27 protein-coding genes and 6 pseudogenes are annotated in these 23,895 nt (G+C 37.7%); 12 read left to right on the top strand and 21 right to left on the bottom strand.

Translation table 11 applies throughout. From position 1 onward, the window contains the following. Nucleotides 1-35: 35 nt before the first annotated feature. A complete protein-coding gene (locus CVFO_RS04170; RefSeq protein ID WP_225879334.1) occupies nucleotides 36-266 on the bottom strand; it encodes an efflux RND transporter permease subunit in 231 nt (76 codons plus the stop codon). A gap of 51 nt (nucleotides 267-317) precedes the next feature. Beyond that, nucleotides 318-971 (bottom strand): nitrite/sulfite reductase, encoded by a 654-nt coding sequence (locus CVFO_RS04165; protein ID WP_225879333.1) that lies wholly within the window; start codon nucleotides 969-971, stop codon nucleotides 318-320. Nucleotides 972-1,177: 206 nt separating this feature from the next. Between CVFO_RS04165 and CVFO_RS08790 the strand changes: the two genes are divergently transcribed. Beyond that, entirely contained in the window at nucleotides 1,178-1,357 is a 180-nt protein-coding gene (locus CVFO_RS08790) for an Lrp/AsnC family transcriptional regulator (RefSeq protein WP_225879332.1), read from the top strand. Between the two features lie 26 nt (nucleotides 1,358-1,383). Continuing rightward, nucleotides 1,384-1,590: an Lrp/AsnC ligand binding domain-containing protein gene (locus tag CVFO_RS08785; RefSeq protein WP_245394598.1), complete on the top strand. Its 207-nt coding sequence runs from the start codon at nucleotides 1,384-1,386 to the stop codon at nucleotides 1,588-1,590. A gap of 29 nt (nucleotides 1,591-1,619) precedes the next feature. Here CVFO_RS08785 and CVFO_RS04155 read toward each other — a convergent pair whose 3' ends face one another. The 4 genes and pseudogenes from CVFO_RS04155 to uppS form a co-directional block, all read right to left on the bottom strand. Beyond that, nucleotides 1,620-2,354 (bottom strand): TSUP family transporter, encoded by a 735-nt coding sequence (locus CVFO_RS04155; protein ID WP_201340298.1) that lies wholly within the window; start codon nucleotides 2,352-2,354, stop codon nucleotides 1,620-1,622. A gap of 461 nt (nucleotides 2,355-2,815) precedes the next feature. Continuing rightward, nucleotides 2,816-3,373 (bottom strand): annotated as a pseudogene (locus tag CVFO_RS04150) (1-deoxy-D-xylulose-5-phosphate reductoisomerase); the annotation flags it as partial. Further along, nucleotides 3,370-4,170 carry a phosphatidate cytidylyltransferase gene (locus CVFO_RS04145; protein ID WP_201339119.1) on the bottom strand — a complete coding sequence of 267 codons (801 nt, stop codon included), beginning with the start codon at nucleotides 4,168-4,170 and terminating at the stop codon, nucleotides 3,370-3,372. The pseudogene CVFO_RS04150 and the gene CVFO_RS04145, both read right to left, overlap by 4 nt. Further along, nucleotides 4,164-4,880, bottom strand: a complete 717-nt coding sequence (gene uppS, locus CVFO_RS04140; RefSeq protein ID WP_201339117.1) for a polyprenyl diphosphate synthase — start codon at nucleotides 4,878-4,880, stop codon at nucleotides 4,164-4,166. The genes CVFO_RS04145 and uppS overlap by 7 nt, the downstream gene beginning before the upstream one ends. An 87-nt stretch (nucleotides 4,881-4,967) precedes the next feature. Here uppS and hisF point away from each other — a divergent pair, with 87 nt between their 5' ends. The 3 genes and pseudogenes from hisF to cyoE all read left to right on the top strand — a co-directional run. Continuing rightward, complete coding sequence (gene hisF, locus CVFO_RS04135; RefSeq protein WP_201339115.1) at nucleotides 4,968-5,741, top strand: imidazole glycerol phosphate synthase subunit HisF; 774 nt, start codon at nucleotides 4,968-4,970, stop codon at nucleotides 5,739-5,741. A 68-nt stretch (nucleotides 5,742-5,809) separates the two neighbouring features. Continuing rightward, nucleotides 5,810-6,340: a redox-active disulfide-containing membrane protein gene (locus CVFO_RS04130; RefSeq protein WP_201339113.1), complete on the top strand. Its 531-nt coding sequence runs from the start codon at nucleotides 5,810-5,812 to the stop codon at nucleotides 6,338-6,340. A gap of 7 nt (nucleotides 6,341-6,347) precedes the next feature. Continuing rightward, nucleotides 6,348-7,088 (top strand): annotated as a pseudogene (gene cyoE / locus CVFO_RS04125) (heme o synthase); the annotation flags it as partial. A gap of 189 nt (nucleotides 7,089-7,277) precedes the next feature. On the opposite strand, the pseudogene CVFO_RS04120 reads toward cyoE, so the two are convergent. The 8 genes and pseudogenes from CVFO_RS04120 to smpB form a co-directional block, all read right to left on the bottom strand. Beyond that, nucleotides 7,278-8,383: pseudogene (locus tag CVFO_RS04120) on the bottom strand (IS3 family transposase). 164 nt (nucleotides 8,384-8,547) lie between these two features. Further along, nucleotides 8,548-8,920, bottom strand: a pseudogene (locus CVFO_RS04115) (transposase); the annotation flags it as partial. A gap of 167 nt (nucleotides 8,921-9,087) precedes the next feature. Further along, nucleotides 9,088-10,176 (bottom strand): flavodoxin-dependent (E)-4-hydroxy-3-methylbut-2-enyl-diphosphate synthase, encoded by a 1,089-nt coding sequence (ispG, locus tag CVFO_RS04110; protein ID WP_201340297.1) that lies wholly within the window; start codon nucleotides 10,174-10,176, stop codon nucleotides 9,088-9,090. Further along, nucleotides 10,173-10,406: a hypothetical protein gene (locus CVFO_RS04105; protein ID WP_225879330.1), complete on the bottom strand. Its 234-nt coding sequence runs from the start codon at nucleotides 10,404-10,406 to the stop codon at nucleotides 10,173-10,175. Before CVFO_RS04105 ends, ispG begins: the two co-directional genes overlap by 4 nt. A 58-nt stretch (nucleotides 10,407-10,464) precedes the next feature. After that, complete coding sequence (rlmN, locus tag CVFO_RS04100; protein WP_201340295.1) at nucleotides 10,465-11,535, bottom strand: dual-specificity RNA methyltransferase RlmN; 1,071 nt, start codon at nucleotides 11,533-11,535, stop codon at nucleotides 10,465-10,467. A gap of 50 nt (nucleotides 11,536-11,585) precedes the next feature. After that, complete coding sequence (ndk, locus tag CVFO_RS04095; protein WP_201340402.1) at nucleotides 11,586-12,017, bottom strand: nucleoside-diphosphate kinase; 432 nt, start codon at nucleotides 12,015-12,017, stop codon at nucleotides 11,586-11,588. A gap of 91 nt (nucleotides 12,018-12,108) precedes the next feature. After that, on the bottom strand, nucleotides 12,109-12,384 hold the full coding sequence (locus CVFO_RS04090) for an HU family DNA-binding protein (protein WP_201340294.1): 276 nt from the start codon (nucleotides 12,382-12,384) through the stop codon (nucleotides 12,109-12,111). A gap of 198 nt (nucleotides 12,385-12,582) precedes the next feature. Further along, nucleotides 12,583-13,068, bottom strand: a complete 486-nt coding sequence (smpB, locus tag CVFO_RS04085; RefSeq protein ID WP_201340293.1) for an SsrA-binding protein SmpB — start codon at nucleotides 13,066-13,068, stop codon at nucleotides 12,583-12,585. A gap of 14 nt (nucleotides 13,069-13,082) precedes the next feature. Between smpB and CVFO_RS04080 the strand changes: the two genes are divergently transcribed. From CVFO_RS04080 to CVFO_RS04070, 3 genes and pseudogenes are all read left to right on the top strand, one after another. After that, entirely contained in the window at nucleotides 13,083-13,514 is a 432-nt protein-coding gene (locus tag CVFO_RS04080) for a type II toxin-antitoxin system RatA family toxin (RefSeq protein ID WP_201340292.1), read from the top strand. Then, nucleotides 13,507-14,008, top strand: a pseudogene (locus CVFO_RS04075) (pseudouridine synthase). Before CVFO_RS04080 ends, CVFO_RS04075 begins: the two are co-directional and overlap by 8 nt. A gap of 12 nt (nucleotides 14,009-14,020) precedes the next feature. After that, the gene (locus tag CVFO_RS04070; protein ID WP_225879329.1) at nucleotides 14,021-14,698 is read left to right on the top strand and encodes a ferritin-like domain-containing protein; all 678 of its coding nucleotides are present in this window, start codon (nucleotides 14,021-14,023) and stop codon (nucleotides 14,696-14,698) included. A gap of 173 nt (nucleotides 14,699-14,871) precedes the next feature. Here CVFO_RS04070 and CVFO_RS04065 read toward each other — a convergent pair whose 3' ends face one another. From CVFO_RS04065 to CVFO_RS04045, 5 genes are all read right to left on the bottom strand, one after another. Next, entirely contained in the window at nucleotides 14,872-15,747 is an 876-nt protein-coding gene (locus CVFO_RS04065) for a DUF3530 family protein (RefSeq protein ID WP_201340291.1), read from the bottom strand. Continuing rightward, nucleotides 15,737-16,171 carry a tetratricopeptide repeat protein gene (locus tag CVFO_RS04060; protein ID WP_201340290.1) on the bottom strand — a complete coding sequence of 145 codons (435 nt, stop codon included), beginning with the start codon at nucleotides 16,169-16,171 and terminating at the stop codon, nucleotides 15,737-15,739. Before CVFO_RS04060 ends, CVFO_RS04065 begins: the two co-directional genes overlap by 11 nt. Nucleotides 16,172-16,608: 437 nt before the next feature. Beyond that, nucleotides 16,609-16,836: a hypothetical protein gene (locus CVFO_RS04055; protein WP_201340289.1), complete on the bottom strand. Its 228-nt coding sequence runs from the start codon at nucleotides 16,834-16,836 to the stop codon at nucleotides 16,609-16,611. Nucleotides 16,837-16,971: 135 nt separating this feature from the next. Next, nucleotides 16,972-17,412 carry a ribonuclease HI gene (gene rnhA / locus CVFO_RS04050; RefSeq protein ID WP_201340288.1) on the bottom strand — a complete coding sequence of 147 codons (441 nt, stop codon included), beginning with the start codon at nucleotides 17,410-17,412 and terminating at the stop codon, nucleotides 16,972-16,974. Then, a complete protein-coding gene (locus CVFO_RS04045) occupies nucleotides 17,405-19,177 on the bottom strand; it encodes an N-acetylglutaminylglutamine amidotransferase (protein ID WP_201340287.1) in 1,773 nt (590 codons plus the stop codon). Before CVFO_RS04045 ends, rnhA begins: the two co-directional genes overlap by 8 nt. 54 nt (nucleotides 19,178-19,231) lie before the next feature. Here CVFO_RS04045 and leuC point away from each other — a divergent pair, with 54 nt between their 5' ends. From leuC to ruvA, 3 genes are read left to right on the top strand one after another with little or no spacing between them, the layout of a single operon-like run. Beyond that, nucleotides 19,232-20,632 (top strand): 3-isopropylmalate dehydratase large subunit, encoded by a 1,401-nt coding sequence (gene leuC / locus CVFO_RS04040; protein ID WP_201340286.1) that lies wholly within the window; start codon nucleotides 19,232-19,234, stop codon nucleotides 20,630-20,632. Next, nucleotides 20,632-21,246, top strand: a complete 615-nt coding sequence (gene leuD, locus CVFO_RS04035) for a 3-isopropylmalate dehydratase small subunit (RefSeq protein WP_201340285.1) — start codon at nucleotides 20,632-20,634, stop codon at nucleotides 21,244-21,246. Before leuC ends, leuD begins: the two co-directional genes overlap by 1 nt. Beyond that, nucleotides 21,243-21,833: a Holliday junction branch migration protein RuvA gene (gene ruvA / locus CVFO_RS04030; protein WP_201340284.1), complete on the top strand. Its 591-nt coding sequence runs from the start codon at nucleotides 21,243-21,245 to the stop codon at nucleotides 21,831-21,833. Before leuD ends, ruvA begins: the two co-directional genes overlap by 4 nt. A gap of 63 nt (nucleotides 21,834-21,896) precedes the next feature. Here ruvA and CVFO_RS04025 read toward each other — a convergent pair whose 3' ends face one another. Both CVFO_RS04025 and CVFO_RS04020 read right to left on the bottom strand, forming a co-directional pair. Continuing rightward, a complete protein-coding gene (locus tag CVFO_RS04025; RefSeq protein WP_201340283.1) occupies nucleotides 21,897-22,166 on the bottom strand; it encodes a M4 family metallopeptidase in 270 nt (89 codons plus the stop codon). 100 nt (nucleotides 22,167-22,266) lie between these two features. Next, nucleotides 22,267-23,055 (bottom strand): annotated as a pseudogene (locus CVFO_RS04020) (IS3 family transposase); the annotation flags it as partial. 140 nt (nucleotides 23,056-23,195) lie between these two features. On the opposite strand from CVFO_RS04020, the gene CVFO_RS04015 reads away from it, so the two are divergent. Next, the gene (locus tag CVFO_RS04015; protein WP_225879350.1) at nucleotides 23,196-23,870 is read left to right on the top strand and encodes a M48 family metallopeptidase; all 675 of its coding nucleotides are present in this window, start codon (nucleotides 23,196-23,198) and stop codon (nucleotides 23,868-23,870) included. Nucleotides 23,871-23,895: the final 25 nt, after the last annotated feature.

The raw sequence follows: 23,895 nt of genomic DNA, 5'->3' as shown, positions 1-23,895 counted from the left end.
GGGTAAACAGTTCCCAAGCTACGCTAGTCAACGCATTAGACGTATTTTTTTATACCTATAATACCCTTTAATTCTTCTTCAATTTTATTGGTGACATTAAGTTCAACATCTTCAGGAGAAGCACCAGGATAAGCGGTATTAATTGTCATCTTCTCCAAATCAACATTGGGAAATTTATCTCTTTGAATTGATTGCAATGATGACAATCCTAGTAAGATAATAAAGACCGTAAAAACAACGGCTAATTTTTTTGTTGGAATAAGCAAGAAAGAATCATAGATATTATGTCAGTATATTTGTTTGTTATACGAGACAAATTAAGAAAATATTCGTTTTTTTATAAACTTTCTCTTACTCAAAATATCTTGCTCTGCAACAAACGATTTTATTTTTGCCACCAACATAGGTGCCGCCCCTAAGCCACCACCCACATAAACACTAAAGCCTAATTGATTTTTGTCATTCAGTGTTAATTGCAATCCTAAATCATGAAACTCCAAACCAATCTCATCTAACTTAGCACCATTAATGGCAATTTTAAATTTCCCTGGTAGCCATGAAAACTCTGAATGCAAAGTAAACCACTGCCTAATAAGCTCACAATAAGGACGCGCATCTGCAACTTCATCCACCCTAATACCAGATAAAGGATCAGCGGTGATATTACGCACAACCTTACCACTGGTTTGTATTGCATGTAAATTAGCCTTGGCCAAATCTTTCAATATTTCACCCATCTGAGTTAATTGTATCCAGTTAAACTGAATATTTTGTCTGGTGGTGAAATGACCATAGCCTTTATCATATTTATCAGCAATATAGACCAACTGTTGAAGTTGCTTAACATTTAATGTGCCATAAGGAATGACAACACGCAACATGTAAGCATGCAACTCTTGATATAAACCATTTCTTAAACGAAGGCTTCTAAACTGGTCATCATCAAGTTCATCTTCTAAATATCTACTCACTTACTTTGAAAATTACCCCACTCTTTGGTCTAAAACTGGGCATCGTTAGTGTCATATTGGTACATATTGTTTACGTCTTATTAAGTTAAGACAGTACTTTATATAAAAAAATCTATAAAAATAGGTATATTTAGTAAAATACTAACTAAATTATATATTTATTAGAATATTTATTCTAATAAATATATAATTTATAGAAAAATATTTTGGATAAACTAGACAGCGCTATTTTAGATTTATTACAAAAAAATGCAGATTTAACCATTCAGGACATATCTAATGGATTTATTCAAAAAACTGTCGCAATACTTGATCCTAAAAAAGCGCATCTGAACACAACGGCTTTTGTGTTTGTTACCATGGAAAACCACGACCAAAAAAACTAGCCTTGTTCTCCAGAGTTGTTGAAAGAATGCCAGAAATTGTAGAATGCCACCGCATGAGTGGCACGATTGATTATCTATTAAAGGTCATTATTAAGGATATTGAAAGCTATGATTTGTTTTATAAAAAGCTGATTGGTAAAGTTTCGTTTCTTAAAGTAACGTCTAATTTTGTACTTGAAAAAATGAAACAAACTAGCGAGATTCCAATCATGGCTAATACTTTAGATGGCTAGCCCACAACCAAGACTAAAAATTACCAATACTACATAACAACCTTTAAAACACCAAACGAACTAACCAACAATAACGCACCACCCACCCAGCGTTTAAATAAATCGTCATTCTCTATAATTCTTTGGTGCAATTTAAGCCCGATAACATGTCCAATTACTGCAATAGGAATTAAGCTCAAAGACAATTGCCAATCAATCATCACGCCAAATGCCACAAAAGTGCTCATCTTAATACCCACCAAAATAAACCACAATACAAACAAAGTATTACGCAGATATTCCTTCGCCACATGGCGCATATACACAGTCACAATCAAAGGTGCGCCAGTGAGCGAAGTGCCTGCCACATAGCCACCCAATATGAGTAATAATTTGTCCACCCACGGTTGGTGCGAGGTAATCTTTTGGTTAAAAATCCAAATAATTGAATAAAAAATCGTGATTGAATACACAAACACAATCATCACCTTATCAGGTAATGACAACAGCCCGAATACCCCAACCAAAGTCGGCGGAATAATCCATAAGAGTGATCGCCTAAGATAACACCAATCCACTTGCCTAATAGACTTAAACAAAGTCAATGAAGAGAAAAACAACAAATGCAGCCCAATTATAGGCAACCAATAAACAGGTGACGCACCCACCAGCAACATCAGCGGCAACCCAAGTGCAGCCCCACCAAACCCAAGCCCCGTGCGCACAAACCCTGCCCACATAAAAATCAAACCCACCAAAATGAGTTCAGTTATTGAAAAATCCATTATTTATCACACTTATTAAATAAAGAAATCTAGAAAACTCCTTCTAAACTTTAATTTGTTTGGTTGCTACTTGGTGAATGATGGGTTTGATAAGGTAGACCTTTCTGCAAAGCCAAAATCTTAATATTCTCCACGTCATGTTCTATTAATTTCAAATGATAGCCTTTCTTTTTAGTCATTTTATCAATCGTATTTTTAGCGACTTTAGCATAAGCTTTTTTCCAACTCTTCTGTAGGCATAGCTGTGTAATTACCTGATTCCACTGCTGCAAATATTTCTAATTCTTCAGTGGAATAAATTTCTTTATTTTTCATGCTTACCCTTTTGTGTTAAATAATATTTTTTTTGTTTTCTGCTTAGAAATATGGTTTTTAAAAATATAGCATCACCCTTTTAAACGAATGGAACTAAATAAATATAATGAGAAATACTCAATACAAAACATTGATGATAACATCTAATACCTGTTTATTTTGAATGGCACAAACAAAAACGGGCCACCACTGGCAGTTAACTGGATTTTGTTTAAGCCTGATCTGCCACTTTGTAGGCACTGGAAAATTGCGCTGTGCTCTGAATCAACAGGAATCAGTTCGGCATTAAATTCTGCCACTGCCTGCATAAAAATATCACCTGCCAATACCAGTGATTCTTTATTTGCAAGCATAATGCGCTTGCCTGCTTTGGTGGCACAAAGGGCTGAGGACATGCCAGCAGCGCCTACAATAGCAGCCATAACAAAGTCGGTGTCTTGATGGGCAGCAACCTTATCTAGCGCTTGAGTGCCACTAAGTACTTGGGTGTCAGTGGTGATGGCATTTGATAATTTTTCAGCAGACTGCTCGTCTACCATGACTGCATAATTGGGCTGGTATTTGTTACACAACTCAAGCATTTGTTGCCAGTTGGTATTGGCACTTAGAGCAAAAATGTTAAATTGATCAGGGTGTAAATCTACTACCGACAAAGTGCTTTTACCGATAGAGCCAGTCGCACCGAGCAGGGTTATATTTTTCATATTAAGCCAAGCCCTAGTAGAAAGAATGGTGCTGCTGCTGTGAGAGAATCAATTCGGTCTAGAATGCCACCATGTCCAGGCAGAATTTGTCCACTGTCTTTAATGTTTGAGGTGCGTTTAAATAAGCTTTCAAGCAAATCGCCCAATACTGATACGCTAGCGACAACAATGGCTAATAGTAAATAACTCAAATATTGATTGGTCGCTATATTTTGATATTGTAAAAACACAACCATCACTATTAAGGCAGCGCCAATGCCACCAATCACACCCTCGATTGATTTTCCTGGGCTTACTTTTGGTGCTAATTTTCTTTTGCCAATTGCCTTGCCAGTAAAATAAGCACCAGAATCAGCACCCCAAATAATCAGCATGAGTAGTAAGAAATAATCAGCGCCGTATTGTTGTTGTAAAGTAATTAATGCAACCCACATAGGCACTAATAACAATACGCCACTTATGATACGAACAATAAGTGGATTAAACCACAGATTGGTTTTATTGGGATAACTTAGTACCCAATATACATTAACCATCCACCATAAAATGGACAAGTAAAGCACAAACGCAATAATTTGGGCATTGTTCTGAATGATGAGTGCGCAGGCAACAATACCAACCATCAATAACAGTCTAGCAACTAAGTGCTTAAATTTAATTAAACGTGAGAATTCCCATGCACCAAGTGCAACAAAAACCAAAAGTAATTGTGCGAAGTAATGACTGGGCATGGCGAATATTGCCCAAATAAATAATGGTGCCAAAATGAGCGCGGTGATGATTCTTTGTCTTAGCATGGTTTTTCTTTAAGTCTTGTGCCAAAACGCCGATTACAATTATTAAAGTTGGTGATGGCTTTGTTTAATTCAGACTCGCTAAAATCTGGCCACAGTGTTTCTGTGAAATAAAACTCACTATAAGCAATATCCCACAGTAAAAAATTACTAATCCTAAGTTCACCACTAGTACGAATTAACAAATCAACAGTTGGCTCATTGGCTAATGACAGATATTGTGAGAAGCTATCCACATTAATATTATTGGCTTTTATGTTGCCAGCAATAGCTGCTTGTGCGATCTTGGCTGCTGCTTGAGCAATGTCCCATTGACCACCATAATTGGCTGCAATCACTAGCGTTAGACCAGTATTGCTAGCGAGTAGTGCCTGTGCATCAAGTGCTGTTTGTTGGATTTTGGCAGGAAATAAAGACATATCCCCAATTATTTTTAGTTTGATATTGTGCTCATTGAGTTTTTTAACCCCTTGTTTAAGCACACCAAGAAATAGTTTAAATAACAAAAAGACTTCTTCAGTCGAACGGTTTTTATTCTCGCTACTAAAAGCAAACAAGGTCAGTGTTTTAATACCGCGTATTGCACAAGCTTTAACAACACCACACACCGCTTTAATCCCTTGTTGGTGTCCCAGAATGCGGGGTAAAGAGCGTTTTGATGCCCAACGACCATTGCCGTCCATGATAATTGCGATGTGTTTAAGCGTACCCATAACAAAGTCGGATTATACCCATAGCATTGCAAGCAATCAGTAAACACAGTTAATATAGAGTTGGTGTGTGCGGTAAAATTCATGCTTATGAGTTTAGCAAAAAGAATCATTCCTTGTCTTGATGTGCGTGATGGTCGTGTGGTTAAAGGCACTAAGTTTGTTGATATCAAGGATGCAGGCGACCCAGTTGAGGCGGCTAAGCGTTATGATCTTGAGGGCGCTGATGAGATTACTTTTTTAGACATTACTGCATCAATTGAGGGTAGGGACACTATGGTACATATGGTGGAGGCAATTGCTGAACAAGTATTTATTCCACTGACTGTGGGTGGCGGCATTCGTAAGTCGGCTGATGTGCGCGCGATGTTAAATGCAGGCGCGGATAAAGTTGCTGTTAATTCTGCTGCCATTTTTAATCCTAATCTAATTAACCAGTTAAGTGAAGAATTTGGCTCGCAATGTATTGTGATTGCAATTGATGCTAAAAGAGTGACCGAGAGCCCATTGAAATGGGAAATTTTTACTCACGGCGGACGCAAACCAACGGGTATTGACGCTATTGAGTGGGCAGTTAACATGACTCAAGGTGATAATGGTGCTGGTGAGGTGCTGCTTACCTCAATGGATTGTGATGGCGTTAAGACAGGCTTTGATTTGTTACTCACTAAGGCAGTTTCTGATGCGGTGGATGTGCCTGTGATTGCCTCTGGTGGTGTGGGTAATTTAGAGCATTTGTCTGAAGGTGTGTTACAAGGTGGTGCTGATGCAGTGCTGGCAGCTAGTATTTTTCATTTTGGTGACTATACGATACAACAAGCCAAACAAGCCATGCAAGAAAACGGCATAGAAGTCAGACTATAATACTTGGTTTTTTAATTTCTTGGTGTTTTTAAGTGTATTATTAGGCGCTTTATAAGCATAAGATTTTTATGGACTCTAAGAAAGAATTGTGGATATTGTTGGCATCCTTTGTATTGCCAATTGCTTTTGGAACGGCTTTCTTTTACTTAAGTCCTGCTTCTTTTACTCAGCATACGGTTAATTATGGTGAGTTTGTTAACCCTATCATTACCACTACAAAACAAGACATTACTTTTATTGACACCCAAAGTAGCTTGCAAGGTTTGTGGACATTGACCTACACAACTAAGCAATGTGGTAATACTTGTATAAAGGCATTGCAAGATATGAAGACTGTTCGTATTTTGATGAATGAAGACATGCGCCGTATTCAAAATTTGCTGTTAATAACAAACAAAGCCAAAGCGCAACAAGCAGATGTATTAGTTGGACATGCTAGTAAAGCGCTTAATCGACAACTGAATCAGTTTCCAGAAAATAGTTTATTTTTGATTGACCCGCTTGGCAATGTGATGTTGCGTTACAATTCTAAAAATTTAGAGATTAAGCGTGTTATTAAAGATTTAAAACGCTTATTTAAATATTCACGCATTGGCTAAACAGGAGATGACAATGCCTTCAATCAGTGACTTACTAGCTTTGTGTAAACTTAAAGTAGTGGCACTGATATTGCTAACAGCAGTGGTGGGCATGTTTTTAGCTGTACCTGCGCCGTATTTACCTAACGGGTTGTTGGTGCTGAGTGCTTCAATTGGCATTAGTATGGCAGCCGCTTCAGCTTCAGTGTTTAATCATGTGGTTGATGAACAGATTGACGCTCAAATGTCTCGTACTAACAAGCGCCCTTTGCCACAAGGGAAAGTAAGCCGAAACCAAGCATTAGTATGGGGTGTATTTTTGGGGCTTGTTGGTCTTGGCGTTTTACAATTGTTTGTTAATACTATTACTATGGTGCTTACGTTCGTTTCACTGATTGGCTACGCCATCATTTATACCTTGTATCTTAAACGCGCAACACCACAAAATATTGTTATCGGCGGTGCAGCAGGTGCAGCACCTCCAGTGCTAGGTTGGACAGCAGTGTCTGGCATTCAAGGTATTGAGTATGCTTGTTTGTTGTTTTTAATTGTTTTTATCTGGACGCCACCACACTTTTGGGCATTGGCCATTCATCGGGTTGAGGAGTATAAAAAAGTCGACGTGCCAATGTTGCCAGTCACACACGGACTGGCCTATACCAGAACACAGATTTTGTTATACACAGTGTTGTTGTTGTTGGTTAGTTTGTTGCCTTATTTGGCTGGCATGTCAGGGCTTATTTATTTAGCAGTAACAACAGCGCTGGGTATTAGATTTTTGTCGATGATTACAATCGGGAAGGCTTGAATATTGATGTGGACTTGTCCATGCCAGCAAGACGAGTTATTCAATCATTAGAACGTTTGATTCAGTGGCGGATCTTCACAATGAAGGCATGATTTAGGGAAATGTAGGGTTTCGGTGAGTGTGCAATGCTCTAACCTACTTGGACACATTTCAAGCCGCTTTTTTCAATTCAGCCATCTTTTGAGCAGGTGTTAAATACCCAATCGCTGAATGAATCCTTTTGTAATTATACAAGTAGATATAACCCTCTACATTTTGCACGACTTCACTATGATTTGCAAAACTTTGATAATTTAATCTCTCAGTCTTCAGACTTCTAAAGAAACGCTCCATGACCGCATTATCCCAACAATTACCTCGCCTGCTCATGCTTTGAGTAATGTTGTTCTTGTTGCAATAATCAATAAAAACTTTAGAAGAGTATTGAGTCCCTTGATCAGAGTGGAACATGTGTTTATTTGTATTGGGCTGGTGTCTAGACACAGCATTACTAAGCGCATCCTTTGCCAACTGAGCATTAGGCTGTTTTGACAATGCCCAACCAACAACTTGTCTTGAGCCTAAATCCAACACACTGGCTAAATAACTCCCACCTTGATAGGTTTTGATATAGGTAATATCACCAACCCAATGCGTATTAATTGATTGCTGCTCAAACACACGATTTAATAGGTTTTTTGCCTTTTTAAACATCAATCTAGTATTAGGGTAATAATGACGCTTTCTTGGGCGTATGGCAACTACATTGGCTTTTTTCATTAGCGTTGCGGTTTGGTAAATACCAATGTTATAACCTTGGTTATTCAAAACTACCCGCATTCTGCGTTTGCCATAGGTGTATCCAACTTCAATAGCAGTTTGTTTGATTAATTTAATCATAGCATTGGTGTTGTTGTTTACTCGCTTATCTTTGACTTGATAGTAATAACTACTGCGAGGAAGTTTGAGTAATGCTCATAATTCTTTAGTATTGTATTGTTGGCAAGCCTTGTTTATCTTGATAATCATATCACTTGGTGATTGTCCACAGCGAACAAGGCTGTTGCCTTTTTTAAGATTTCATTGTCCCTTTGTGCGCGCCAAAGTTGTTTCTCAAGCAGTTGTATTGTTTGTTGTTCAGAAGTCAGCGCTTTGCCTGACTCTGGTGTTTGTCCACCAAGCTCTGCTAGGTATTGTTTTCTCCATCTGCTAACTGCTGAGGAGCAAGCTCCTGATATTATCATGATTTTTTTATTGGTGTAATTCTCATGCACCATGAGTTTGGCATAATCTAGTGTTCCCCCCTCAAGGGGGTATTGAACAGAATGTTCAACGGTAAAAGTCACTCGTTGTTTTCTTGATTTATATTGTGTCATTACTGACCTCCTTATGGTTTGTATTATAAGGCTATCTTTGTGTCCAATAAAATTAGACTATTGCAATCACGGGTACCTATGCCTTTGGCATATAGGCTTAATATCTGACTATCAAAAGCACCCAATCGGCGTTTGACCTTTTTCAATAATTAAAGGTTCAAAGCTACCTCTGCGGTCTCTTGGGATAGCAAGTTCAACTTCACCATGATTGCCTTTGACGGTTTTAGGGTAATAGCCATTACGAGCATTGCTGTCTGTATTAAGCTCGCTGCTATTTTGCCCATATTTTGGATAACCAAGATGATGTTCCATCTCAGCACCTAATGCTGCTTCAATGGTCATTTTAACCAGTGAAGCAGCTAGATCTGCTAAATCATCTTGGGTGTGGATGTCTTTGGCAAGTTCATCAGCAAAAGCACGGAGCTTTTTCTGGTTGATGCCTGTGTTGTTAAGTTGCTTTTTTTTGTTTCTTGGTATTGTGTTACTCATGTTTTTTCTCCTTTTCGGGGATTATAAAATATGAGGGTTTACACAATCTGGTTTACAGGGTCTTTGAAGCGCTTATTAGCATGCCACGGTATACAAAAAAGTTATTGGTAACTTCTTTAGGCTATTTGAGTTTTATTTTTTAATTGATTTCGCACTTGAGCTTCAAGCTCATCTACTAAGTTTTCATTGGTTATTTTAGAATGGGTTTTACCATCAAGATACAAAAGATTAGGTTCACCACCTGTTAGGCCAACTGACACTGCTTTTGCTTCACCAGGTCCATTAACCACACAACCAATCACCGCTACATCAATTGGTTCGGTAATATCTTCAAGGCGAGATTCCAACTCATTAACTACTTTAATCACATCAAACTTCTGCCTAGAACACGACGGACAAGCAATTAAATTAACGCCTTTTTGGCGTAAATTTAAAGATTTTAAAATATCAAAACCAACACGCACTTCATCAACTGGATCAGAGGCTAAAGAAACTCTAATTGTATCGCCAATACCTTCTGATAATAACAAACCCAAACCAATCGAAGACTTAACTGTGCCAGAACGCAGCGAGCCTGCCTCAGTAATGCCTAAATGTAGAGGATTATCAATTTGAGAGGCTAGTTGTTGATAAGCAAATACAGTCATAAAAATCTCACTGGCCTTAAGTGAAATCTTAAAATTATCAAAATTTAATTTATCTAAAATATCAATATGCCTAAAGGCAGATTCAACCATTGCTTCAGGTGTTGATTCGGTGTATTTTTTTTGTAAATCCTTTTCCAAAGAACCTGCATTCACACCAATACGAATTGGAATATTATGATCTATAGCTGACGCCACTACTTCTCTTATTCTGTCTTCTCGCCCAATATTGCCTGGGTTGATACGCAGACAATCGGCGCCATATTCTGCCACCTTTAGTGCAATTTTGTAATCAAAATGAATATCGGTAATCAGTGGAATATTGACTTGTTTCTTTATGGCTTTAAAAGCTTCTGCTGCATCCATTGTCGGCACAGAAACACGTACTAAATCAGCGCCTGCATTTTGAATGGCTTGTATTTGTGCAACTGTTGCCTTGACATTAGTCGTTTCAGTATTGGTCATACTTTGTACTGAAATGGGTGCATCACCACCGATTGCAACATCACCAACAAATATTTGCCTAGATTTTCTTCTTTGAATTGTATGTATTGGCTTCATTGATGCTTATTGGTGTAGTTATGGATTGCTTCATCTAGTGCTTTTGGGTTAATAATGTTTTTATTAGAATCAGAATCAAGCAGTGGATGATTATCAATTATAACGGTACTCACAATCTCTTTTTGTTCTTTTTCACCCTTGCTAATGACAATCAAAATAGGGGCTTCTTTTACTTTTTTAGTATTGTCTTTTTGATTTAAATACCAAAAAATACCTGCAATAAAAGCCAAAAGAAGTGGTATCCACCATTTTAATTTAAGCTTTTTCTTGCTTTTTTTGGGGTAGTAATCAATGCTTTCTAGCATGAGCTCTTTTAGTTTTATCTAACACCTTTCCGGCCAATTGACCACAAGCGCCATCAATATCTTCACCACGGGTACGGCGTACCATTGTGCGAATACCTTGTTTATATAAAATATTTTGAAACTTTTCAATGGTCTGCGCACTTGATGTTTGATATTGAGTTTTCTCAAATTGGTTAAAGGGAATTAGGTTGATTTTAGCTGAAATACCTTTTAATAATTTTGCTAATTTATTAGCGTGTTCAGTAGAATCATTCACACCCTTAAGCATAACATATTCAAACAAAATGTGACGTTCCTGAGTGCCAGCATGCAAATACACTTTGCAAGCCTTTAGCAATTCTTCAATTGAGTATTTTTGATTAATAGGCACTAGTTCATCTCGCAAGTGATCATCAGGTGCATGCAAGGAAACAGCTAGGCTCACAGGAGTTCGCTCGCTCATACGCTTCATTGCTGGTACCACGCCAGAGGTAGAAATGGTGACCTTGCGCCTAGATAAACCAAATGCCAAATCATCAAGTAATAAATCACAAGCGTTATACACTGCATGTTCATTTAACAAAGGCTCACCCATACCCATAAACACAACATTAGAAATGCGCTTAGCTTTAGGATTGAGATACTGATTAGCAATCAATACTTGGGCAATAATCTCAGCTGTTGTGAGATTTTTATTAAACCCCTGCATACCAGTTGAGCAAAAAGTACAAGCCAAAGCGCAACCCACTTGGGAAGAAATACAAAGCGTGCCACGGTCTTTCTCAGAGATATAAACCATCTCAATATGGTTGTCTCCACCCAATGCCAATACCCATTTAATGACCCCATCTAGAGCAAAATTTTGTTTAATAACTTTAGGAAACTCAATACAAGCTACCCTACCTAGCTCCTCTCTTAAGGGTTTGCTAAAATTAAGCATTTCATCAAAATCAAATTCATGAGCTTTATAAACCCACTTCATGATTTGCTTGGTGCGATAAGGTTTTTCACCCAAACCCACGAAAAAATTATTCAGTGCATTTTGATTAAGACTTAAAAGGTTTTGTTTATTCATACATTTTTTTGCATTAATCCTTGCTTAACGTAAGGACGAAAGTGCTAACTCTAACGAGTTCTTGGACACACACCATCTTTGCCAAAAAAATACTCGATTTCAATAGCGGCATTTTCTAAAGAATCAGAGCCGTGTACTGCATTTTCATCTAAAGACTTGGCAAAATCAGCACGAATAGTGCCAGCTTCAGCATCTTTGGGATTGGTAGCGCCCATAATTTCACGATGCTTAGCAACAGCATTTTCACCTTCTAAAACTTGAACCATTACTGGGCCAGATGTCATAAACTCAACCAGCTCACCATAAAACAGACGATCCTTATGCACTGCATAAAAACCACCTGCCAAATCATTATCAAGATGAATCATTTTGCTGGCAATAATTTTAAAACCAGCTTCTTCAAAACGAGAATAGATTTGACCAATTACGTTTTTTGCAACTGCATCTGGCTTGATAATTGATAAAGTACGTTCCATAAAAATCTCCACTAATCGTAAATAAAGCGAGTATTTTACCAAATTTCAGACATAAAAAAAGCACCTAAAGGTGCTTTTTTTAGATTAATTAATAAGTTTACTTATTAACTGCCTCTTTTAATACTTTGCCTGCTTTAAAAGCAGCCACTTTTAATGCTTTGATTTGAATCGTTGCACCTGTTTGTGGATTGCGACCTGTGCGCGCTGCACGATCTCTAACAACAAAACTACCAAAGCCAGTAAGTTGTACACCGTCACCACTGGCCATAGCGCCAGTAATAGCCTCTGTTGTTGCATTTAATGCACGAGAGGTATCTGCTTTAGATAAGTTTGCTGCTGATGCAATCGCATCGATCAATTCTGATTTGTTCATTTTTTTCTCCTCGAAAAATTAATTTGTAAAAGTACTAAATGCTAAAGGTCGACCATTAAAAGGAGGTAGAGAATGAAAAGCAAATAAAAACTATCTATGTGCCAACCATCCAGCATTTAGCCCTTTCGATTATAAAGGTATTCTTCTTAATAAATTACAAATTTACAAAAAAATAATCACCAATCAAGACTAAAATCTTTATTTGTTTGTCTCTTTTAACGCTCTTTGCTTTTCTCTTTGCCAATCTCTTGACTTAATGTCTTGACGCTTGTCATGAGATTTTTTACCCTTAGCCACGCCAATTTCTAATTTCACCTTGCCCCTACCCCAATAAAGCTTAAGTGGTACAACGGTAGCACCTTTTTGGTTAATTTTGTCCTTAATACGATTAATCTCTAAACGATTAAGTAATAATTTTCGAGTACGAGTAGGGTCGGCATTAACATGTGTTGACGCGCTCTTAAGTGGCGAAACATGTGCGCCAAACAAAAACAGCTCGTTATTTTTTAAAATAACATAGCTTTCTTTGATTTGGACTTTAGAATCTCGCAAACTTTTTACCTCCCAACCCTCTAAACTTAAACCAGCTTCTAAGGTTTGTTCGATAAAATAGTCATGTCTTGCCTTTTTATTAAGTGCAATGGTGTTTGAACTTGTTTTTATTTTTTTATTTTTTTTAGCCATTATTATTTTTAGCCATGCATCATATTTCTAAAAATGCCATTGTTGCCTATTCTTGTGAACAATTGTATCAATTGGTTAATCAGGTTAATCAATACCCTGAATTTCTTAATTGGTGTTCAGATGCTTCTATTTTAAAGCAATCTGACGGTCAAATCATAGCCTCGGTTAAGATTAATAAAGGGAGTTTTAATCAAACTTTCACAACAATCAATACGTTAACCCCCCATCAAAAAATTGATATGCAACTGAAGGAAGGACCCTTTAAACATCTAAGTGGTGCTTGGATATTCACAAAACTAAGTAATAGTGTCTGCAAAATTGAACTCAACTTAGAATTTGGCTTTTCATCAAAACTGGTAGGCATTGCCATATCGCCTATTTTTACCTCAATTGCCAACTCTCAACTGGATGCATTCATAGCAAGGGCCAAACAAGTCTATGGCTAAAGCCTATCTATTTAACAAGCCATTTGGCGTTTTATGCCAATTTAGTGGGGGTAATACCTTGTCTGATTATATTGCCATTAAAGATATCTACCCTACTGGACGGCTAGATAAGGACTCAGAAGGTTTGGTTATATTAACTGATGACGGCAAATTACAACATAAAATTTCTAATCCAAAATTTGACAAGGAAAAAACCTATATTGTACAAGTTGATGGCAATATTACTAATACTACTATCAATAGCTTGACGCTTGGCATCGTATCAAAAGACGGTAAAACCAAACCTGCGAAAGCCAAAATTATCAATCAGCTAGATTAGCTGTGGAATCGCACACCACCCATACGCATACGTAAGAACATCCCCACCTCTTTTTTTTTGGATTGAGCTAACCATTACCGAAGGCAAAAATCGTCAAATTAGGCGTATGACAGCCCATGTTGGCTTGCCAACTCTGCGACTAATTAGATCTCAAATTGGCAATTGGGCGATATAAAACCGGGGGCTTATGAACGTCTTTGAACTGGCTTATCAGGCATTAATGAGTACAGAAATTGATGAAAAAATCAATTTGGTCAATCAACTAAATGGTTTTAAAAACAACCAAGTTTTGGATTATCAATCAAGTTTTCATCAACAATCCATACCCACGCCTGGCAAGCCAGAAAAGCCCATTTTAGTCAGATTTCAATCTGTGCCTAAGCGAGATAAATCAGACATGGGGTTTATTAAAACCATTCACGCCATTTGCCATATTGAATTTAATGCCATTAATTTAGCCCTTGATGCGGTTTATCGATTCAAAGATATGTCAGGTAAATTCTATCAAGACTGGATACAAGTCGCTTTTGAAGAATCTCAGCACTTTAGCTTGATTAATCACTATTTAATTAAAATTGGCTATCAATATGGTGATTTTCAGGCACACAATGGCTTGTGGAAAATGACAAAAGATACCGACTATGACGTATTAGCAAGAATGGCATTGGTACCCAGAGTGCTTGAGGCTAGAGGGTTGGATGTCACACCAAATATTCAAAAAAAATTCAAACACTCAAACTTTAAAGCCATGGTAAAAATTTTAGACACTATTTTTGCTGATGAGATTAACTCATGTAAAAATTGGCAATTATTGGTTTCACGTCCTCTGCCAACAACGCTTTTTAGACCCAATACAAACCTTTGACCAATTAGTTAAAAACACATTGGCAATCAACTTAGAGGCCCTTTTAATATTGAAACCAGGAAGCTTGCTAATTTTTCTCAGCAAGAATTAGATTATTTGCAATCCTAGACAAGCTTCACCTTGTTTTAAAATGAGATGAAGCTTGTTTATTGTAAGGCTTTAGGTATAAAAATTTATAGCGTATCAAGCCAAATACCCACTTGATTGGTTAGATTTTTAACCGCGCCTTGTTCTTGATAATAGTGGCCTGCATTTTTAATAACTAATTGTGTACTGTGCGTATTACCAGCAGCCTCCACTAAAGCTTTCCTGGATTTTGCAAGACGAATAACACCAGCAAAATCATTTTCAGCAAATGCATCTAATACTGGGATGTGCATTTTATCCAATGGAAATGGCCTAACTATTTTTTGCTTATAATCAGTAGCACCCATGCCAATACCAACATAAGCTGAAAATTTATCATCACCAAACTTATCAATATAACTCATTGACATATGTGCGCCACAACCGTGCCCTATTAAAATAATATTATCAATGCCGAGCCGTTTGTAAAAGTTAATCGCTGCCTCTATACGCTCATGAGCATATGGAAAAATAGGAACATAATCGTAATATTTTGCCTGTTTATCCAATACTGGCATTTGTACTGATAAAGTATCCCAGCCTTTTTCTGCGAGTCCAACTCTAAGTGGCTTAATCAAATCACCCCAATTCGCGTGTTGTCCACGATTGTGCAAAATAATCACCCCGCCTTTGGATTTATCTAACTCACTTTGCATGTAAATACTAAAAAATTGACGCTTATTTTTTAAACTTAAGTATTCAACTTCCCCATCTAAAACAGCGTCTTCAATTTGAGAAACTATGCGTGTTTCACGCGCATAATCAGGCTCAGAACCTACAAATTCATTGAAATTTCTTCTAAGCTGGTTCGGGTTAAAATCACCAAATATTGGTAATTCTGGTAATTGCGGTATATTTGGAATAAACGCAATACTCATCTGAGAAAATAACACAATCAAAACCAATAAATATTTACTTAACATACACCTCTCCTAATTTTTTCAACGCCTCTTGAGTGCCAGGATGATTGTTCTTAGCTGCTTGATTAAACCAATAATACGCTTGTTTGACCTTATTTTTTTCTAACAATAACGAGGCAAGGTTAAATTGCGCATACTCATCTTCTTGTTTGGCTGCAATTAACCACCAATCATATGCCTTTTGTATATTTTTCTTAACGCCCCTGCCTTGATAATAAAGCATGGCAAGCTTACTTTGAGCATAAGGCAATCCTTGTTCAGCAGATCGCTTAAACCAAATAAATGCCTTGGCATTGTCTTTTTTAACACCAAGCCCATGTAGATAACTCAATCCAATATTATTCTGGACAGTAGTATGATTTTCCTGAGCGGCACGTAACATCCAACTAAAAGCATCTTCATTGCGACCTTGAAGCGAATTAATCATAACCAATGGAATTGTACCTTTCTTAACCCACAACCTGGTGTACGCGCATCAATCACTAAGACACTCTTATCGCCACCATTAGCAATATCACGTACAGCGTGAATAACATCTAACTCTGTTACCGTTTCAACGACAGCTGGCGCAAACGGATGCGCTGGCTGAATACAAAACGGCGGGCAAGGACGAGACGTTTTTGCAAACGCAGGACAATGGTGCCTCGTTTTGTCTTGATTACGTGAAATGCCTGCAATTTTTTACAATACCAACTGTGGTTGTTTGGCAGTGACTGCTGTTGATGCTAAAAATGCTACTGATGCAACGCTAATTACTAATGTTTGAAGTTTCATACTCCTCTCCTCTTTATTATAAAAAATAACTCTTTATCGAGTTTTTTATTGATAGTCTTCCAAATGGCGAAAACTAAAAATTCTTATTGATTAATCGCAACTAGGTTCTTCTTCCAAATTGTGATTTGCGAAATAGTCCATGACACACTCTTCACGTTGGTCGTCTTCTTGACCATCACAAGAATCTTTTGCAGCATCACGAATGACTTGTCTTTGTGCTTCTGTAGGATTGGCACTTAGTGGTTTCACCCCGTCTTTTGCATCGGCAAAAGCGTTAAAGCTTAAAAAAAATCCGAACAATATAACTAATTTCCTCACACTCAATCTCCTATTTGAATAGTCAAGAATTACCGTTATACCATCACTATTTTTGATTGCAAGTTTTTTTAAGACTATTTAAATATTCTAATTATTAATCACTCAAATCAGCAACTGTTAATTAAACATTTCAACTCAATTACTGATTTTATCCATGGCTAAATTAGCCAATGCATCCGCCATGTCATTACCCTTATCGCCACTATGGCCCTTGACCCAATGCCAAACAACATTGTGCTGATTATTAAGCACATCTAAGCGCTGCCATAAGTCTATATTTTTAACTGGTTTTCTATTGGCAGTTTTCCAACCCTTGGCTTTCCAGTTTTTAATCCATTCACTAATACCTGTCATTACATATTTAGAATCGGTAAATAAATCAATGGCAATGTCGCTAGATTTAATTGCCTCCAGTGCTTTAATAGCTGCAGTCAACTCCATTCGATTGTTAGTGGTATCTTGTTGCGCACCTTGAAGTTTTTTATCATGATCGCCATATCTAAGCCACACGCCCCAGCCACCAATGCCAGAATTACCACGGCAACCGCCATCTGTATAAATGATTATTTTATTCATCAATATTTATTTGTAGCCAATATTCCAATAATGCTAAATGCCATAAACGTGAACCATTAAGTGCGGTCATGTAATCTTGTGGTTTATTGATTACTTTGGCAATAAATGCCTGATTAAACACACCACGATTGATGCATTTGCTTGAAGTTAATATGTCTGACATAAAGTCTAAAAATTCACCACGCACATATTTAAGTGCTGGCATTGGGAAATAACCCTTTTTACGCTCAATTACACTATTAGGTAGCAAGCCTCTGGCAATTTGTTTAAGAGGGTGCTTACCTTTATTAAGCATTTTCAAACTCGGTGGCATACTCAAAGCGTGCTCTACCAGTTTATAATCCATAAATGGTACGCGCGCCTCCAAGCCCCAAGCCATGGTCATGTTATCTACTCTTTTCACAGGGTCATCGACCACTAAACGAGTAATATCAGTGCGGAAAACTTTGTCCATAAACGTATCTGCACCTGCCTTAGTAAATTCATGATGAAACCAAGTTTCAGTGTGATTGCCGCTGTGATATTGCTGATTAACCGTTTGCAAATACTCTTCATGTGGTCTATCCACATAATGCTTGGTAAAGCGCTCAATCTCAGATCCTGTCTGCGCTTGCATGCGCTCATACCAAAAATAACCTGCAAAAGCTTCGTCTGCACCTTGACCAGAAAGCACCACTTTAATATGCTTAGATACTTGTTCAGATAATAAATAAAATGCCACTGCATCTTGAGCCACCATTGGCTCGCTCATATTTGCAACCGCCTCACCAAGGCGTAGCAGTATTTGTGAGTTACTAATGACATATTTTTCATGCTGGGTTTTAAACTGGGCAACAATTTGGTCAGAATATTCAAATTCAGACCCAGCCTCATCATCAATATCTTCAAAACCAATTGAAAATGTGCGCACATCTTCATGCCCTGCTTCTCTAAGTAATGCGACTAAAAGTGATGAATCTAACCCACCAGAAAGTAACACGCCAATTGGCACATCTGCAGCATTCATACGTTTTAAAACACTGTCTGTTAAAAGTTCATGCGTGCGCTGAATAAACTGCTCATCTGTCAATGCCTCTTTTGGGCGCATGGCCTTTGGCTGCCAATAGGTTCTTTCAACAACTTTACCCTTAACGCTAATGGTTAACGTGGTTGCTGGTTTAATTTTATTCACGCCATTAATAATCGTATTAGGCGCTGGCACAACACCATGCAATGAAAGTTGCTGCTGCAGGGCGATAGGATTAATACTTTTATCTACACCTTGCGTTACTAACGCCTGCATGTTAGAAGCAAAACTAAATGCTTGGTTTGTTAGATTAAAATAAAGCGGCTTAATCCCCATTCGATCACGAGCAACAAACAACTGGTTTTGAGCCTTATCCCAAATACAAAAAGCAAACATGCCATCTAAATGCGTGACACAATCTTCACCCCAGTGATGATAAGCCTTGATAATCACTTCAGTATCAGAATGTGAGAAAAATTGATAACCCTGCTTGGTTAAATCTTGACGTAAAGCTTGATAATTATAAATCGTGCCATTGAAAACCAAAACCAAACCAAGATTTTTATCAATCATTGGTTGATGAGCGTGATCAGATAAGTCAATAATAGCAAGTCTTTGATGCCCAAAACCAATATGACCATCAACCCAAAGACCACTAGAATCAGGACCACGACGCGCAATTTTTTGCATCATTGCCTTAAGTCCATCGCCACTCACTACTTGAGTGTCAAATCTTAACTGCCCACAAAGTCCGCACATAAAGTTTAATAAAAATGTAAAATGGGATATTTTATCAAGTATTGTGTATCAGTAATGGCTCAAACACTCTATGACAAACTGATAGATGCACACGTCGTACGTAAAGATGACTCAACAGCACTTATTTATATTGACAGGCAACTTATTCATGAAGTAACCTCACCTCAAGCATTTGAAGGTTTAGCAATGGCAAGCAGAAAACCTTGGCGCATAAGTGCCAACTTAGCAGTGCCTGATCATAATGTACCCACAACCAATCGCTCATCAGGCGTTAGTGGCATTAGCGACCCTATCTCAAAATTGCAAATTGAAACCCTAGACAAGAACTGCAAAACTTTTGGCATTAATGAAATATCCATGAACGATATTCGCCAAGGCATCGTACATGTCATTGGCCCTGAACAAGGCGCTACCCTGCCAGGCATGAGCATTGTCTGCGGTGATTCACACACCTCAACCCATGGTGCACTTGGCGCATTAGCATTTGGCATTGGTACCAGCGAGGTTGAACATGTTTTAGCCACAGGTTGTTTGTGGCAATCTAAATCTAAAAACCTTAATATTGAAGTCAGTGGCAAGCTCAATAAGCACGTCAGTGCAAAAGACATTGCACTTTACATTATTGGTCAAATTGGCACTGCGGGTGGCACAGGCTACGCAATTGAATTTAGTGGCAGCACCATTCAAGATTTATCCATTGAAGGTCGTATGACCTTATGCAACATGGCAATTGAAGCAGGTGCACGTGTAGGCATAGTTGCCGTTGATGATAAAACCATTGACTATGTCAAAGGTCGCCCACTAGCACCTTCAGGTGCTAGATGGAACAAAGCAGTCGAATATTGGCACACACTACATTCTGACAAAGATGCACACTTTGACAAAGTCGTACGTTTTAATACAAAAGACATTAAACCTCAAGTTACTTGGGGCACATCTCCAGAAATGGTAGTAGCAATTGATGAGTATGTGCCCAACCCTGCTAACGCCAAAAATCAGACTGAAAAAGTTAGCTGGGAAAATGCACTTAATTACATTCACCTCGCTGCTGATACAAAAATATCAGACATTAAAATTGACAAAGTCTTTATTGGCTCATGCACCAACTCACGAATTGAGGACTTGCGTATTGCAGCCAGTATTTTAAAAGATAAAAAAATTGCCAATAATATCAAACTTGCCTTGGTTGTGCCTGGCTCAGGACTGATTAAAAAACAAGCTGAAGAAGAAGGGCTGGATAAGATTTTTATAAACAGTGGCTTTGAATGGCGTGAAGCAGGCTGTTCAATGTGCTTAGCCATGAATGCTGACAAACTAGAAGTAGGAGAGAGATGCGCAAGCACCTCAAATCGTAACTTTGAAGGTCGTCAAGGTTATGGCTCGTTTACTCACTTAGTCAGCCCTGCCATTGCAGCTGCAAGTGCCATTTCTGGTCATTTTTCAGAGGTTGAATAATGCAAAAATTTAGCACATTTACTTCAATTGCCACACCACTTGAGCGTGCCAATATTGATACCGATTCAATTATTCCCAAACAGTTTTTAAAATCTATTAAACGCTCTGGCTTTGGTGTTAATTTATTTGATGAGTGGCGTTACCTAGACCATGGTGAAGTTGGTACGGATAACTCTAAACGTCCGCTTAATATGGATTTTGTGTTGAATCAAGAAAAATACCAAGGTGCAAAAATACTACTAGCACGAGAGAATTTTGGTTGTGGTTCAAGTCGTGAACATGCGCCTTGGGCGTTAGAAGATTATGGCTTTAAGGCAATTATTGCGCCTAGTTTTGCAGATATTTTTTATAACAATTGTTTTAAAAACGGTATTTTGCCTATTGTGCAAGATAACAATGCTATGGATGAATTGTTTGCCTCAACTGATGAAATAACGATTAATCTTGATGCTCAAAGTATCTATGTGAATAATAAAACTTATCTTTTTGAAATAGACACAGAACGAAAAAGACGCTTAATCAATGGTCTTGATGATATTGACTTAACCTTGCAATATGCAGATGATATTAAAACCTTTGAGAAAGACTATTTTAATAAATACAACTGGTTATGATTGGTAAACTCACAGGTATCGTTTTAGAAAAAAACCCGCCTGAGATCTTGCTTGAGGTGAGTGGTATTGGCTATGAAATTCTATGTCCAATGTCCAGTTTTTATGCAATGGGTGATGAAAAACAGCTTTCGTTATACACTCACTTATCAATTAAAGAAGATGCACATACCTTGTATGGCTTTATCTTCAAAGATGAAAAAACCTTATTTAGAGAACTGATTAGAGTCAATGGTGTTGGCCCCAAAGTAGCGCTGGCTATTTTATCTCACCTTGATATTATCTCATTAATGAATGCTGTTGCTGATGAAGATGATGTATTACTGGCCAAAACGCCAGGTATTGGTAAAAAAACAGCAAAAAAACTCATTGTAGAGCTTAAAGACCGTTTAGAAAAACTAGAATTGAGCAGTCAAAATCATCAAAATATTAAAACAAATCCTAATACAAACTCCAATATTAAGCAAGCATCAGCCGCTTTACAAGCACTTGGATTTAAAGCCAAAGAGTCTGAAAGGATGTTGGCTGTCATCAATGACAAAACACTTTCCACCGAAGATATTATTCGCCTAGCACTTAAAAATAAATAATTTTATTGATTATCATCAGTCACACCAACTGCCTCCCAAGCCAGTCTAACCTGTTCTTGCATATCAACCCCATCTTTCAGTATCGCCATAACCAGAAGCAGTACTAATCATGCCCACCTTGACGGCATGAAAAGTACTATTTCGTGGCCAGTGGTTTTTATTAGCATTTAAAGCAATTTTGATTGCATTGCTAATGCCAATACCAGTAACATCAACACCATTATGAACACCGCCCACAGATAACAAATAAAACATTTTATTTGCCACGCTACTATTGATATGAACGCCACAAAGGTTATTATAATCACTTGGGCGTGGCACAATTAGTCGCATCTGTTAAAAGCCAATTGTCGCCTTTGTAAGTATTCGGATAATAGACTTTCTCTTCTAGTATCCATGATGGTTGCAATGCTCTAACCTACTTGGACACATTTCAAGCCGCTTTTTTCAATTCAGCCATCTTTTGAGCAGGTGTTAAATACCCAATCGCTGAATGAATCCTTTTGTAATTATACAAGTAGATATAACCCTCTACATTTTGCACGACTTCACTATGATTTGCAAAACTTTGATAATTTAATCTCTCAGTCTTCAGACTTCTAAAGAAACGCTCCATGACCGCATTATCCCAACAATTACCTCGCCTGCTCATGCTTTGAGTAATGTTGTTCTTGTTGCAATAATCAATAAAAACTTTAGAAGAGTATTGAGTCCCTTGATCAGAGTGGAACATGTGTTTATTTGTATTGGGCTGGTGTCTAGACACAGCATTACTAAGCGCATCCTTTGCCAACTGAGCATTAGGCTGTTTTGACAATGCCCAACCAACAACTTGTCTTGAGCCTAAATCCAACACACTGGCTAAATAACTCCCACCTTGATAGGTTTTGATATAGGTAATATCACCAACCCAATGCGTATTAATTGATTGCTGCTCAAACACACGATTTAATAGGTTTTTTGCCTTTTTAAACATCAATCTAGTATTAGGGTAATAATGACGCTTTCTTGGGCGTATGGCAACTACATTGGCTTTTTTCATTAGCGTTGCAGTTTGGTAAATACCAATGTTATAACCTTGGTTATTCAAAACTACTCGCATTCTGCGTTTGCCATAGGTGTATCCAACTTCAATAGCAGTTTGTTTGATTAATTTAATCATAGCGTTGGTGTTGTTGTTTACTCGCTTATCTTTGACTTGATAGTAATAACTACTGCGAGGAAGTTTGAGTAATGCTCATAATTCTTTAGTATTGTATTGTTGGCTTACCACTGATTTGTACCATTCTTTATTTAATGGGCGCTATGGGTGAATACTGATGGATTTATGTTTGGCTGGTTCTCACCGGATTTTCGCTATTGATGTTTTGGCTTTATCCCACTTATATTGCGCCCATTTTTAATCAATTCAAGCCACTAGGTAATGTTGAGTTAAAAACTAAAATTGACAACTTACTCAAACGCACAGGGTTTCAAAGTGATGGCGTGTTTGTAATGGACGGGTCTAAAAGGTCATCGTATGGCAATGCCTACTTTACAGGCATTGGTAAAAATAAGCGCATTGTGTTTTTTGATACGCTACTTAAAGGCATGAATGATGATGAAGTTCAAGCAATTCTTGCTCATGAACTGGGGCATTTTCATCATAAACATATCAAAAAGCACATGATTAGTTCATTTACAATTTCCTTGCTTGGTTTAGCATTGCTTGGTTATTTGATTAATCAAGATTGGTTTTTTCATGGGCTTGGTATTAGCCATCCATCAAATCATATAGCTCTTATTTTGTTTACACTAACCATGCCAGTATTTAGTTTTTTCATTGCACCTGTTAATAATTATCTATCACGAAAGCATGAGTTTGAAGCCGATGCCTTTGCCGCTAAACATGCTAATGCAGATGATTTAGTATCTTCGCTAGTGAAGTTATATAAAGATAATGCCGCAACCCTCACACCAGATTATTTATACTCTGCTTTTCATGACTCTCATCCAAGTGCGTCAATTCGGATTAATCAGCTTAAGACTTATAAGTAATAAACGGTATACTTAAAAACCAACT

The sequence above is a fragment of the Isorropodon fossajaponicum endosymbiont JTNG4 genome (assembly GCF_016592615.1).
In the GTDB taxonomy this organism is placed as follows: Bacteria; Pseudomonadota; Gammaproteobacteria; order PS1; family Pseudothioglobaceae; genus Ruthia.
This window is presented reverse-complemented; position numbering and strand designations above follow the sequence as displayed.